At 30.2% G+C, this 14,040-nt stretch carries 13 protein-coding genes; 1 reads left to right on the top strand and 12 read right to left on the bottom strand.

Annotated features, from left to right (window positions below):
* Positions 1-5: 5 nt before the first annotated feature.
* From bsdE14_RS00840 to bsdE14_RS00860, 5 genes are all read right to left on the bottom strand, one after another.
* On the bottom strand, positions 6-545 hold the full coding sequence (locus tag bsdE14_RS00840; protein ID WP_264848019.1) for a F0F1 ATP synthase subunit delta: 540 nt from the start codon (positions 543-545) through the stop codon (positions 6-8).
* A gap of 2 nt (positions 546-547) precedes the next feature.
* Positions 548-1,027: a F0F1 ATP synthase subunit B gene (locus bsdE14_RS00845; protein WP_264848020.1), complete on the bottom strand. Its 480-nt coding sequence runs from the start codon at positions 1,025-1,027 to the stop codon at positions 548-550.
* Between the two features lie 54 nt (positions 1,028-1,081).
* On the bottom strand, positions 1,082-1,303 hold the full coding sequence (atpE, locus tag bsdE14_RS00850) for an ATP synthase F0 subunit C (RefSeq protein ID WP_264848021.1): 222 nt from the start codon (positions 1,301-1,303) through the stop codon (positions 1,082-1,084).
* Between the two features lie 126 nt (positions 1,304-1,429).
* Complete coding sequence (locus bsdE14_RS00855) at positions 1,430-2,113, bottom strand: F0F1 ATP synthase subunit A (protein WP_264848022.1); 684 nt, start codon at positions 2,111-2,113, stop codon at positions 1,430-1,432.
* A 17-nt stretch (positions 2,114-2,130) separates the two neighbouring features.
* A complete protein-coding gene (locus bsdE14_RS00860; protein ID WP_264848023.1) occupies positions 2,131-2,499 on the bottom strand; it encodes an ATP synthase subunit I in 369 nt (122 codons plus the stop codon).
* Between the two features lie 574 nt (positions 2,500-3,073).
* Here bsdE14_RS00860 and bsdE14_RS00865 point away from each other — a divergent pair.
* The gene (locus bsdE14_RS00865) at positions 3,074-3,430 is read left to right on the top strand and encodes a tetratricopeptide repeat protein (protein ID WP_264848024.1); all 357 of its coding nucleotides are present in this window, start codon (positions 3,074-3,076) and stop codon (positions 3,428-3,430) included.
* A gap of 26 nt (positions 3,431-3,456) precedes the next feature.
* Here bsdE14_RS00865 and bsdE14_RS00870 read toward each other — a convergent pair whose 3' ends face one another.
* From bsdE14_RS00870 to bsdE14_RS00900, 7 genes are all read right to left on the bottom strand, one after another.
* A complete protein-coding gene (locus tag bsdE14_RS00870; RefSeq protein ID WP_264848025.1) occupies positions 3,457-4,380 on the bottom strand; it encodes a polysaccharide deacetylase family protein in 924 nt (307 codons plus the stop codon).
* 88 nt (positions 4,381-4,468) lie between these two features.
* Entirely contained in the window at positions 4,469-5,638 is a 1,170-nt protein-coding gene (locus tag bsdE14_RS00875; protein WP_264848026.1) for a transglutaminase-like domain-containing protein, read from the bottom strand.
* A gap of 58 nt (positions 5,639-5,696) precedes the next feature.
* Positions 5,697-8,612, bottom strand: a complete 2,916-nt coding sequence (locus tag bsdE14_RS00880; protein ID WP_264848027.1) for an ATP-binding protein — start codon at positions 8,610-8,612, stop codon at positions 5,697-5,699.
* 1 nt (position 8,613) lies between these two features.
* On the bottom strand, positions 8,614-9,957 hold the full coding sequence (locus bsdE14_RS00885) for a metallophosphoesterase family protein (protein ID WP_264848028.1): 1,344 nt from the start codon (positions 9,955-9,957) through the stop codon (positions 8,614-8,616).
* A gap of 134 nt (positions 9,958-10,091) precedes the next feature.
* On the bottom strand, positions 10,092-11,477 hold the full coding sequence (locus bsdE14_RS00890) for an alkaline phosphatase family protein (RefSeq protein ID WP_264848029.1): 1,386 nt from the start codon (positions 11,475-11,477) through the stop codon (positions 10,092-10,094).
* A gap of 123 nt (positions 11,478-11,600) precedes the next feature.
* Positions 11,601-12,839 carry a dihydroorotase gene (locus bsdE14_RS00895; RefSeq protein WP_264848031.1) on the bottom strand — a complete coding sequence of 413 codons (1,239 nt, stop codon included), beginning with the start codon at positions 12,837-12,839 and terminating at the stop codon, positions 11,601-11,603.
* A gap of 98 nt (positions 12,840-12,937) precedes the next feature.
* The gene (locus tag bsdE14_RS00900; protein WP_264848032.1) at positions 12,938-14,017 is read right to left on the bottom strand and encodes a 4Fe-4S dicluster-binding protein; all 1,080 of its coding nucleotides are present in this window, start codon (positions 14,015-14,017) and stop codon (positions 12,938-12,940) included.
* Between the last annotated feature and the right edge of the window lie 23 nt (positions 14,018-14,040).

The following is a 14,040-nucleotide window of genomic DNA, read 5'->3' on the forward strand; positions in this document are numbered from 1 at the left end:
CACCTCTATTCTCGTTTAAGAGTCAAACTTCTAATTTCCTCGAACTTTGACTTAATTGTTCCGTCAATAATATCATTCCCAATTCTTAGATAAACACCACCTATGATTGACTTGTCAATCTCTTCATTTAAAAGTACAGTCTTGCCATACTTTTTCTGAAGCTTATCTACTAATTGTTGTTTTTCTACCTCATTTAGCGGAACTACTGTCTTTACCTGGGCAATTACAGTTTCATGCTTTTCTAGGTAAATTTTCTTCATTTGGTCCAATATTTCATTGAGCTGAAAAATTCTATCTTTTTCTATAAGTAAAAGTAGAAAGGACAATAATTCTTCTTCAATTTTTCCTACAAATATTGTTTTAAATAGTTCCTTCTTTTTAGAAGTACTTAACTGTGGATGTTTTAAAAGCTGCTGTAATTCCTCATTTGTATTAATAAGATTTGCAATCTCTTCAACAAATTTTAAGTACTCATCAACTTTGCCTTTATTTTCAGCTACTTCATATAAGGCAAGGGCGTATCTTCTATCCAAATATTCATACATATTTAAATACCCACCTTAGCAATGAAATCCTCTATTAGTCTTCTATGCTGAGCTTCATCAATGGTAGTTTCAAGTGCTTTTGAAGATAACATAATAGCAAGCTCTATGGCCTGTGCTTTTATTTCTTCCTCAGCCTTTTGTTTTTCTCTTTCGGTTTCTTTTTTCGCCCTTTCCATTAACTGATCAGCTTCGCTTTTTGCATCACCTATAATATCTTCTGATACTTTTTCGGCTTTATGCTTGAATTCTTCTACTATGCCTTTACCTTCGCTTTTAGCATCCTTCAATTCCTTTTCTCTTTGAACTCTTAATAGTTCTGCTTTCTTTTCATCATCTTCGGATTTTTGAATTCTATCACTTATTTCATTTTCTCTGACTGTAATAACATTATTTACAGGCTTGAAAAGAAACTTAGTAACAATAAGAACTAAAATAATAAAGTTAATCATAGTAGCAACTACTGTCAAATAATTTATTTCCATCTACCTAAAAGCCCCCCCTTCAGGGTTAAATTTTTGGTGCGATTTGGCACTTAATTAAAGCTTTGCTAACATTAAGAATGCTATAATAAATCCATAAACTGCAGTAGCTTCTGAGAACGCACTACCAAGTGCTAATAAAGTTGTTATTTTACCACTAGCTTCTGGTTGTCTAGCTACACTTTCAACAGCCTTTGAAGTTGCAAGACCTGTTCCAATTCCAGCTCCTATACCTACTAGAACTGACATTCCTATACCTATTGCTATTATTCCTTGCATTTTAAAATCCTCCTTAAATTTAAAAAATATTAGTAATTTGAATATTAAATAATTGAGAAATTTTTTCTCATTATTGTTTATACTTTGTAAAAGTTGTTAAAAATATTAGTATTGAACAATTAATTATTAATGCTCAGATATGATTTTAATATTAACCATAGTAAGCATTGTGAATACTACCATTTGAATTCCACCATCAAATATATCAAAATATGCATGTACGGGAATTGGAATTCCAAGCTGTGCTACCCATCCTATATGGTTTAATGAAGTATATACTAGGCTCATTACTGCAGCTCCAGCCATCATGTTACCAAATAATCTTAGGCTAAGGGATAACGGAAGCAGGAACCTTTCTAGTACATTTATAGGTGCTAAAAAAACAAAAGGCTTTCCATAGGCAGTAAAATAGTGTAGTAATCCATTCTTCTTAATTGCATAAGCTTGAATTATTATGAATGTTGTTAGAGCCATACCTAATGATACACTGTAATCAACAGTAGGAGGTTCAAATCCCACTAACCCTGTAAGATTCATTAGTAGTAAGAATAACCCTAAAGCTCCTATATAAGGTGCAAAAAACAAGTATTCTTTTCCCATTATTTCTTTAACAACACCATTAATGCTAGATACAAACATCTCAAGTACTGTTTGTCTTTTACCTGGCACTTTATTAAGATTTCTAGTTGATATAATGATCACTATTGTTATAATCAACATAATAACCCATTGGATTACTAAATTGATTGATACTCCAAAAACATGACCAAATAATGTTATATCAAACAATGAATGAGAAGCATTATCCAAATTATCACTTCCTTCCTCTACTTATTTCTAACACTAATTCCATATAGCACCAAAGAAATGAAATGAGAACAAAAGCCAAGCACATACGCAAGTACATTCATTCTATTGTACTTATAGATTATTATTGCTATCAAACATATAATAAATACTCTTAAAAAGCCTATTAATGAAGTAAATATATTATGTTTGAAATGCTCATTTGATAGCAAATGGTTTATTATAATACCATTTATATTATAGTTCAAAGCACCTACTAATAAGCCTAAAGTGCACATGATCCCATAATTTAATCCATAAACTATGGTTACAAGAATAAACAAAGCACTTCCTACAATCACATCAAATAGTGCTACTTTCTTGAGCATGTTTTTTACTTCACTATCCAATTTTAAAATTCCTCCATTATATACCTACATAGGAAATATTATATACGGTAATAATTATAAATCAAGCTCATATTTTCGCTAATTTAGTCGTTTTTTATCACAAAATTCATATAATCATAATGTAATCTTTTCATTAGGTTAGTTTGGTGGTTATTAAGCTAAAATATACTAGGTAACTTACCATTATACCATTATAATATAATATTTTGTTAAATATCTCTGATGCACTGATACATTTTATAACATAAATTTTTAATTTTAAAATTAAATAGAACAGTCTATTTTGATGATAGAAAAAGATAAGTATATCTTTTATTGAATATTTGAGTATTTTTAACTCAATAACGTCTAAATTTCTACAATTTTGAATTCTTGCACTTTCTAAACGTTTCCACTATATATTTTTGTAAAATTATTTTTTGTTATACGCAATAAATTATTCATATAAGAATTTTCTGATTAACTGAATAATTAAATTACCTTTGGACAGTATTTAAATGGAATATTTTTCATAAATAAAAAATAAAATTGCAATATAAACTTATTAATTTAAATTTAACATGGGAGGAATTTCATGAGTTACTTTCAGAAAGCAAATGAGCTTTATAATACCAAAGACTATAAAAGAGCTATTGCTATGTATCAAAAGGCAATTGAAACTAAAGAAAATGAAGCAGCTGCCTTTTATAATGCTGCAGTATGTTTTATTAAACTAAGCCAATATGATAAAGCTATATCACTATTAAAATCTGCAATTTCTAAGAAAAAAGAGAGCAGATACTTTTTTAATCTTGGATACTGTTATACTATGATGAAAAACAATAAAAAAGCATTAATATATTTTAATACCGCTTGGGCGTTAGACAACTCCGATAAAGATTGTGAAAAAGCAATAAACCTAATTGTAAGTAATTATAAAAATGGTGCTTAAGCATTAATAAGTTTAAGCACCATCTATTACAATGTTCTAAATTCATATCCAAGGCTTTTTAGATATTCAATGATTTGAGGTAAAGCCTGAATTGTTGTGGTTTTTCCAGGAGCATCATGCATTAAAACAACTACATGTTCTTGATTTCCTACTGTGGTTTTAAGCCTAACTAAAAGCTTGTCCACTGGTACTAAAGTAGCTTCTGCATCACCATTTAATGCATTCCAATCTACATAATGATATCCGGCCTTTTCAACTGCTTCTCTATATGGAGCCCTTTTGTCGCCAAAAGAACCACCTGGAAATCTAATAATTTTTGTTGTGTATCCATCTAATATACTAGCTATTATTTCATTATTCTTATTTAAATCATCCAAAAAATTCTTCGGATCTGCATATATATATTTATAATCGTGGGAATAAGTATGGTTTCCTATTGAATGTCCCTCAGCCTTTTCTCTTTTTAACATTTCCTTATTTTCATTAGCCATTTTACCTATTACAAAAAATGTAGCCTTAATGTTGTACTTCTTTAACGTATCTAGAATTAGCGGAGTATTAGCTGATGGTCCATCATCAAAAGTTAAATATGCAGCTTTTTTCCCATCTTTATTGAATGGGTTTATAAATGAAGCCTGTACATTATTTTGTGGTGGATTATCATTCTTTGTTTCCTTAGCATTACTTATATTTTCGTTTTTCTGTACTAAATTATTTGAAGTAGTTTTTACATTTTCTTGATTTTCTATCTTTGGCTTTTCATTTGAATTTGTCTTAATTTCAACTTTTTTAGGCACATTAGCAGCGCTTACTACTACATTATTTTTATTTGAAAATTTGTTGCTAATAATATATGATAAACTAACCACTATAGCTAAAAAAATAATTCCGTATATTAACGCTTTTTTTGTGTTTGTTCTCCTAAAAATGCTAGTTCTTTTTTTTGACATAAATTCCACCTCTGTAGTTACTATACTCCTATTATAAACTATAATGGAAGAAAAAGCATCTAACTTTTACAATGTTTTTATATTTAAATTACCACTCTCCCGCAATTTTTGCATTTCTATGGTCCATGTCAAATCTTCTGCTATTAAAATAGTTACCTCCCTTATAAAAAGTTGTATCTACATTAATCCATCTGGACTCTTCTTGTATATAAACTTGATTCCAAGCGTGACTAACCCAGCTTACGCCATTAAACCCTTCTCCAGTTATAATTCTTACTTTTAAGCCATTTGCTCTACACATTGCTACATAAAGGCAAGAGTAATCAAAGCAAATTCCTTTTCTTGTATTAAAAGTTGGTATTGCCCCTGATTTTATGTTAAAATCATTATTTAAGACCTGCTCCGCTTTATCATGATCATAATCTACATTGCTTCCAACCCAATTATAAATAATTTTTGCTTTTCCTTTACCTGAAGTTTCTCCTGCAGTTAATTCCCTTGCCAAATTATCAATTTTGCTGTTAGACTTTACTCCTTCGTCCAGAGTTATTCCATTATAATATACTATAACTCTCTTTCCGTTACTTTCATTCTTTGGGTCAGAAACATCTACTTCCTTAACTACAACTTTAAAAGAATTATTTATAATATTTGGTAATTGTTTTGCAATCTTTGAATTTGAAACAGGAATAACAACTTCTTTACAAAGGTAATTGTATAAGGTCGATGTTTCTAAATATTGTGATATCCCTATATTAATATTTAGTATTGATATTGCATTCAGTAAAAAAGTTGCAAATAGAATATAGCATATAGACTTAGGAACCCTAAAAATAGCACCAATAAGTCTTTTACTAAAATCGCTTCTATGCTCTAAAACATTTTCTATATTATCTGCTAGCGGATAAAATGTAAATCTATTGACAAAATCCAATGCCAGACTTAAAAGCTTATAGAATAATAGAATTATAAGTGGTATTATTATAGCGTATGTCATAATTGGATTACTATCAAAATAATCCATTAGATTTTTAGGTGAAATATTAACAATATACTTATATAAAAAACTATCATGCTGTACAAATACTCTCCTATAAAAATAAATTCCTATAAATATGGCTGCAATAAATGATACATTACTACTCAATTCTTGAATTCCTTGCTTTAAATTATTAGAAGAAAACTTTACAATGAATCCTTTTAATACAGGTAAAATTAAAAGTAGCAATAATATCAGTGTAATTGGATTTATCCTCAAGAATCTCACCTCTTTAAATCTATAAATATATATTATTTTTTAATATAAGTATAATTTATTACTTATTCGATAAATATTCAATTAGTTTATTTGCGTCAGAAGAGGAAATTTTTCCTTTTTCAAGTTTATAATACTGAGCATTTGCATTGCATTTCATAATATTTGTTATCATCTGAGGATGACAAGTTAAAACGAAAATTTGATTAGTTTTTGAAAGTCTATCAAGAATTTTCATTACTTTATCTACATGCGGACTATCAAAATTAACAAATGGATCATCTAAAATTACAGGCAATGCAGTCCTTATTTCCTTTAGCTTAGAAAGCCTAACAGATAAGAAAAGCTGTTCTGCTGTTCCTCTACTTAAAAAGTCTGTTGATGATTCTATATTATCATCTTCAAGAGCAACTGCATAATCATTTTTAGTGATATCCTCAACTGGCATTATATTTACATATTCACCATTTGTAATTTCTTCAAACATTTCACTAGCACCTTTTAGCATAGTTTCCTTAGCGTTTTCTATAAAATTTTCTTGTACTCTATCTAATATATAAGCAGCAACATTATTTACTGCATATCTTTCAGCCAATATTTTTAATTCTGCTCTAGCTTGATCAATTTCCCTTTGTGCCATTTCTAATTTAGCTACTGTTGAGAGCCTTTTTATTTCCTCTCTCAGATATTGTCTTTTATCCTTTTCACTATCGAGTCTTAACTGAATTTCTTCAACCTTTATTCGAGCAGCTTCATAATCGCTCTGCAGCAGCTCTTTTGAACTTACTTCATTATATATTTTATTTATTAGTGTAGTATTTTCCACTGCCTCATCCGAGTTAAAATAGTAACTGTTCAATGCCATCCTTGCTTTATCTGTGCCAAAACTTTGATGTATTTCCCTTGTTATTATACTTAGCTTTCCTTTAGCCTCTATATATTTTATAAACATCTTGTATCCGTATATAAAGTTATCCAGCATAGTAACTATATCATCATCAAAGTTTTTTGAGCATAATATATTTTTTATAATGCTCTCTAAGCTTTGTTTTTCATTTAATATGTGGTCATACTTTTCTAAAAACTTGCAATCATCAATTAATTTTTCTATATCCGAGAGAAAATATTGGTTATATTCCATATATCTATAGTCCATATACTCCAATTCTTTATCCAATAAACCCTTCTTATTGGGTTTATCATCTTTACTTAAAATATTATCAAACTCCATACCTTTTAAATACTGCAAATTTAATACAATTGCCTCCATGGATTTAAACTCGTTTACCATTTCCTCTTGCAACTCTGCTAACTTTTTTCCTCTCTGAGACAAAATAACTATATCTTTTTTTAAAGATTGTATATTTTTAAGGTAGTCCCTTAACCCCTCTAAAGAAATATCTTCTTTCAGTTGAAGTTGTTTTGTATAGTAACATATCTCTTCATTAACTCTATCAAATTCAGTATCGATTTTTGATAACTTTAAATTCTTACTTTCTCTTACAATATTTAATTCTTTTAGTTCATTGATAAGCACTCTATTCTTTGCTTCATTTCCATTACTTGAAATATACCTTATAACCATATATAAGGCCGTACTTACAACCCCTACTAGACTAATGCTAAGTCCAGCTACACTATTAACTATACTTAAAAGTATACCTATCAATGCAATTCCTAAAGAAATTAATAGATACTTTTTTATAAAATCACCATTATTATTAAGCTTTATATCCTTAACTTGCTTTTCTAAAATAGTTCTTTTAAAATTAATATCTTCAATTTCGCTATCAAGCTGTTTTATTTCGTTACTTAATGAGTTATACATAGTAGACAATTTTAGAAGCTTATCCTGAGATAAATCATCACATTTTATATTTAATACACTATTTAGGTTTCCCTTGAATTCTTCATTAACAAGATTGCATTCACTTATAATTTTATTTTTTTCTTCCTCATATAACTCCTTAAGACTAAAATATTTTTGTAGTTTTTCTTTTACTCCTGGAAGTCTTTTTTCATAATTAAATATCTTATCGCTAACTTTTCTTAAAATGTCCGCCGCTGATATATCCTCTAAAATATTAGATTTGAAATAGTATACAACTTCATTGTATTTTTCTTTTATATTATAGTATCTATCTCTTAAATTTTCTAAACCTTCAACCGAATATGTTTTGTTAATTTTACAAAATTCTTCAGTATTATACTTCTTTAATTCGTCCACTTCTTCCTGTAATTCTATCTTAATTTGGTACTTATCAATACTGCTTTTTATTATATCTAAAAGAAATAGCTTATTTTCCCAAGTTTCTAATTCCATAGTTTCATTAATTATATTCTGCTCAGTTACTTCTAAATCCTTAACTTTTTCATAATATAAATTAATTTTTCGTTTTTCTTCCTGCTTTATCTTTATAGAATCGATAATTTTCTGATTATAAGGTTTAAATAGTTTAGTATTAACACTTCCATTTTTCCCCCCAATTTTTTCTGCATCTTTTTTTAATTCAGTAGTAATAGACGGAATTTGGACTATCTCTTCAAAGCCTGCCCCCATAAGTACAGTACGTAATCTTTCAGCCTCCTTTGAATTTACCTTTTGAAGTTCATCTAAGGTAATAGTAAAAAGCTGGCTATATGTATAGAAATCTATATTACCATAGAGTTCATTTATAGTAGTTTCACTGAAATTATTAAGCGCTGTAACCTTTGGTTCGCTGTATCCTTGCAACCTAACATTATATTTACACCCGTCTTCATTAAGAATATCTGAATCTATCATATATTGTACAGTAGGTTTAGGTAACTTAGAACCATTTGGTATACCATAGCCTAAATATCTTAATATTTCGAGAAAAGTGGACTTTCCGGCCCTATTGAAGCCACCAATTACAATTATATCTGAATTTAAATTATCCAAAGTTTGATTTTTGAACACTCCAAAATCCCCTATATAAAGCCTTTTAATTCTCAAATTAGTCACCTCTCTCTAAAAGTTTTTCAAAAGCTAACTGCCTTGCCTTTAATATAATTTCACTAAGCTCTTTTTCATCAATTTGAAGTTTTTGTTCGTTGTAATTTTCAACATCATCCGAATATTCGTAAACATCTCCCATAGCTTTTAATAAATCCATTTTCATTTTATCATCTCTAAAGCAGCACTGTACTACCTTGTCTACTTCACGAAAAATTTGATTTTCAGCTATGATTTTATCAATATTTAAATCAAAAGTGGAGGTTTTAAATTCTATAGAGTCTGACAAAATAAATGGTAAATTATTTAAAAGTTTATCATTTAAGCTTTTTGTTAATACTTGAACTATCTCATCCCTACTTTGCTTAATAATATCATTTATAGCACCCATACCACTAATAATCCATTGCACAACAAATCCTTTTAATGGAGGATTTTCTATAGTTCCATTTATTTTTGATATATTATTATATTCTTCTACTATACTCTCAGCTTTTTTAAGCATTATATCTTCAAGATCACTTAAATTTTCCGGAATATTTTCTTTATCTTCGTCTATTTTTATTTCAACCTTTTTCCATACCACTAAGGATGTAGTTATATATTGAAGATTTATTAAACTTTTATCTTCAACCTCAGCTAAAATTATTCCTCCCATACCCTCTTCACCTATGTCTCTACCTTGAGGTATTCCTGGATAAACTATGGTAGGTGTATCTTTATTGACTATATTAAACTTATGTATATGGCCAAGAGCCCAATAATCAATATTGACATTTTCTTTTAGTTCAATGCTAGTACTTGGAACATAGTTTTTATTGTTACTATTCAGTTGAGTGTGCAGTAGCCCGATATTATATACAGAATTATCAGGTACTACATATGTTTTATGCATTTTTCTTGATTCAGCTGCAGTTTTATAGGACTGTCCAACTATTCTGGCTGCTAATTCCCCATCTCTGTTGAAATAATCAATACTATTTGCATTATTACTATCAAAGGTAAAAACATTATCTGGCATATGAAATATATCTGTTTCCTTTGTAAGTGGATCATGATTACCATAGATAAGATAAACCTTTATATTATTTTCCCTTAATCTTTCACACTGTTCTATAAAAAACTTGCTGGCCCTCACCGACCTTGCTTCCTTATCATAAAGATCTCCTGAGATAATAATAAAGTCTACATTATTTTCAATAGCAAAACTACATATATATTCAAATGCATAATAAGTTGAATTATTTACTAAATCTAATATATCTTCCCGTGGATCACAACTTAGATGCAGTATACTACCCAGATGTATGTCAGCAGTATGTATAAATTTAAGCTTTCCCGCCATACAATCAGCTCCCTCTCTTCAATTTGTTAAAAACCAAATAGATGTTCCTATCCTTTTATTATATCAATAGTTTTTTTCATTGAATATAGTTACTAAAAAGTTAGCTGCAGATTAAGCAATCTGCAGCTAACTTTTTACTTTAATATTTGATTTAGTGCATATCCATCCACATCATTAAGTTCTACTCCAAGCAATTTTGCTAAGGTAGGTGCTTCATCTACCATATTCATGGATCTAAGATTGATACCCTTTTTAACTCCGCTTCCAGAAGCTATAAACATTGTTTGAAGTGCCGCTTTTGTTGGCAAGTAGCCATGAGTACCTGATGCTTTACTTACCTCGATTAAATTATCCCCTTGCCAATCATTTGAAAAATAATACCCTTCTTTAGCCTCAAGCATAAATTCAGCATTCCTATCTGCTCCAAGTTTGCATATATCTGAGTTATTAAAGACTCTTTCAACACCTGAATAATTAGACATTAGTAAATCATTCAAGATGGTTGTCACCTTTTTCTTTGTTTCAACATCATCCTTATCTTTTATATATACATAAGCCGAACCATCACAAGCATTTACATAAGCTTTCCAATCTAAAACATTTGAATTATTATCTACCTTTATCAGTCCTTGCCTTCGAAGTTCTGAATTTACATTTATTTTATTATTAATATTAGAAAAACCGTGATCACCAGTAATTACAAATGTTGTACTGCTCTCTATTCCTGCTTTTTTAACTGCATTAATTATCTTACCTAGTCTTTCATTCTGCCTTTTGAAAGCTTCTAAAACTTTTTCATTATGGATTCCGTAAGCATGTTTTTTAGAATCTAGCTCTGATAAGTGAATCAGCATTAATCCCGGTCTTTTCTGCTTTATAATAAATGCTGCTGAATCAGCAATAAAATTATCAAGCTCTGGCTGCTTTCTTCCTATAACACTTTTACCATACTTTTCTTTCATCATATTTACAAGAGGGGCAGTTCCATATTTCCTAAATAGATCAAATTGGTCCTCTTGAGCTTCATTTGACCATATTTCCGGAATATTATATTTAATATCAGCACCTGCAGTAACAGGCCAGCCTAAAGCAGCGACTTCCATGTTCTTATTTTTAGCAGCACCATAAAGTGTAGGTACCTTAACATCCTTACTGTACCAGTACCAATCCTGCTCTTTGACTCCTATCTGCTTTAGTTTATTGTTAATTATTCCATGTTTATAAGGATAAACACCTGTAACTATGGTTGTATGCGAAGGATATGTTAATGACGGATAAACACCTGTAACTTCTCTTACAATGCTGCCATTATCAATTAACTTTTTAAAATTAGAAAGTTTTGCAATTTGTTCAAAGTCATTTGAACTCAAAGCATCTATAGAAATAACTATAAGGTGTCTTTTCATAATAGTATTAGAATATACAGGTTCATTTTTTTTATCAGAATACATAGCGAAAGTCCACAGGCATGTCAATAAAACTAAACTTAATCTTGTCCGCCATTTTTTTATTGTATTCATATATCCCCCTATAACCTTTTCTTGAGTATAATTATTATACAATAAACTAATGAAACAAATAAGTAGTAATTTGAATAATTCTAATATTTATTTTTTATATTTTTTTAACATGTTTTAACTATATTAAAGCGCAATATTTGTATACAAAGGTTTACCAATAAGTTCAAAGCCTTCATAGGGAGAATAATCCGTACCTTCTATAATATCTCTCATATTCACTTTAAATTTTTCATTACTCCATATTACTAAATCCGCTTTCATACCAGGTTTTATATAGCCTCTATCCTTTAGGCCAAAAATCTTGGCTGGATTATAACTTAAAAGCTTCACATAGTCTTTTATGTCCAATCCATAATTAACAACTAAAAGATTATAAATTATACTGCTTCTAAGTTGTATTCCTGGCATTCCTTTTGCAGCTTTTTCAAGATTTAAACAATACTTTTCCTTATGTTCCTTGAATAAAAATGCACAATGGTCTGTTGATATTAAATCTACTGTACCATCTAAGCATGCCTTTATCAAAGGCTCTTTATGACTCACCTCTCTAAAAGGTGGCGATAATATATATTTTGTTCTTTCTTTTTGTTCAATGTTATATATGCTATCATCAAAAATTAAATACTGAGGACATGTTTCCATTATAATTGGCAGTCCATCTTCCTTAGCCCTTTTTATTAGTTCCATACTATCTTTAGAAGACACATGGCATATATACACTCTGCATCCTGTAAGTCTTGAAAAATTAATAACTGTATTTACCATATTTTCTTCAGCTTCCTTTGGCCTTGTCATAGGAAAGCTGGTGTTCTTGGAACTATATCTTATAATCGAATCTTCCTCACAATGTATTAAAGCGGTAATATTGAGCTTAGCACAATAATCAAACAAGGTTAATATTTCCTCATGCTTAAGCTTCATATCATAGGTAGTATATATTTTAATACTGTTAATACCGGCATCCTTTATTTCCCTAAGTTGTTCATAAGTATCCTTTCCAACTGATGTTACTGCTACATGAAACTCATATTTGCACCCTGAACTGTTTTTATATCTACTTTTTCTTTTTTCTAATGCATCTAAAAGTCTTTCACCTTTTTTTTGCTCAGCAAAGTCAAATATAGTAGTTGTTCCCCCTTTTAGGGCAGCTTTTGTTTCTGTATAAAAATCATCCGTATCTTTTTTAAAGCCTAAATCTTCAGGAAGCCCTGGATGGGTATGAGCATCTATTAAACCAGGAAAAACATAATTACCCTTTGCATCAACAATATCTTCACAATTACTTTCAATATTTTTGTCAACTTTTATTATTTCTGAATTATCAATAAGGATATCACCTTTAAGTATACAATCATAATTCACAATTATCCCATTTTTAATAAGCTTTTTAATAATAACACCACCTTGCAAAATAATTTAAGATTATTAAATAGAGGAGTAAATTTTACTCCTCTATAAGTCTACAATTTAATTGCTTTTTTAGGACATCTTGTAACACACAACCCACATCCAAAGCATTTTGAAATATCTATACATGCTTTAGGCTCTAACTTAATTGCCTGGTAAGCACAGCTCTCCACACACATGCCACAACTAATACACATTTCTTTATTCACTTCAGGGTATATTGGGGTGGTGCTAAAGGACCTATTTCTCATATTTTTTATTGCTAAACCAATGATGTCTTCAACACTCACATAGCCATGCTGATCCAGCCATTTATTCATTTCCTCCGCAACTTTACCATAAACTTTAGGCCCTCTTAGGATTGGCTCTGTACACATCTGTACTGCACTAGCACCAGCCATCATCATTTCTATGGCATCCTTGCCAGTGCTTATTCCTCCAACTCCAATGACCGGAACACTTACATTACTAGCTATTTCATAAACATGTCTTAAAGCTATAGGCTTTATAGCTTTACCAGATAACCATCCATAACCCATTTTGCTGCCCATAAATGGATTACCATTTTCAATATCAATGTGGAGGCAAGGGCCAACAGAATTGATAGCAACAAATCCATCAGCACCCTCACTTTCAAGAGCTTTAACGAATTCTCCTACATCCGGAATGCCTGGGCTTATCTTCATAAACACTGGAAGACCTGACTCCTTAGCAGCTTTTAATGATTTTATTATAGGATTTATATCCTTTCCTACATAGTGAGTTGATATTTCTAATGCATCTGCAAAGTTAGATACTTTTGGAACAAGGCTTGTAATTTCATTTGCTGTATAACCTAAGCTTACTATCAGAGGCAACCCCGGTACTCTGCACTTAACATATTCCTCTTGTATCCACTGCTCTGGAGGAAGTTCAGACCATAGTTCAGTATTCAAAAATCCTCCACTTATTTCCTCCATACATGGCCTAGGTACCTCTGCAGCCTTTACTGATATTGTCTTTGTCACAAGTCCTCCTGCCCCACCTTTTGCACATGCCAAAACACAATCTGCATCTCTAACTGGCGGACCAGCTGCAGGCATAACTGGATTTATAAATTCCATTCCACAAAAATTAACAGCTAAATTTGCCACCTTAACCCCTCCTTATCACTGGA

It is taken from the genome of Clostridium omnivorum (assembly GCF_026012015.1).
Taxonomy (GTDB): Bacteria; Bacillota; Clostridia; order Clostridiales; family Clostridiaceae; genus Clostridium_AX; species Clostridium_AX omnivorum.

What these genes read in the sequence shown, in the direction of transcription:
- atpE (WP_264848021.1), bottom strand. Translation starts at nt 1,303, where the DNA reads ATGCAAGGAATAATAGCAATAGGTATAGGAATGTCAGTTCTAGTAGGT.
- bsdE14_RS00890 (WP_264848029.1), bottom strand. Translation starts at nt 11,477, where the DNA reads ATGAATACAATAAAAAAATGGCGGACAAGATTAAGTTTAGTTTTATTG.
- bsdE14_RS00840 (WP_264848019.1), bottom strand. Translation starts at nt 545, where the DNA reads ATGTATGAATATTTGGATAGAAGATACGCCCTTGCCTTATATGAAGTA.
- bsdE14_RS00870 (WP_264848025.1), bottom strand. Translation starts at nt 4,380, where the DNA reads ATGTCAAAAAAAAGAACTAGCATTTTTAGGAGAACAAACACAAAAAAA.
- bsdE14_RS00885 (WP_264848028.1), bottom strand. Translation starts at nt 9,957, where the DNA reads ATGGCGGGAAAGCTTAAATTTATACATACTGCTGACATACATCTGGGT.
- bsdE14_RS00845 (WP_264848020.1), bottom strand. Translation starts at nt 1,027, where the DNA reads ATGGAAATAAATTATTTGACAGTAGTTGCTACTATGATTAACTTTATT.
- bsdE14_RS00865 (WP_264848024.1), top strand. Translation starts at nt 3,074, where the DNA reads ATGAGTTACTTTCAGAAAGCAAATGAGCTTTATAATACCAAAGACTAT.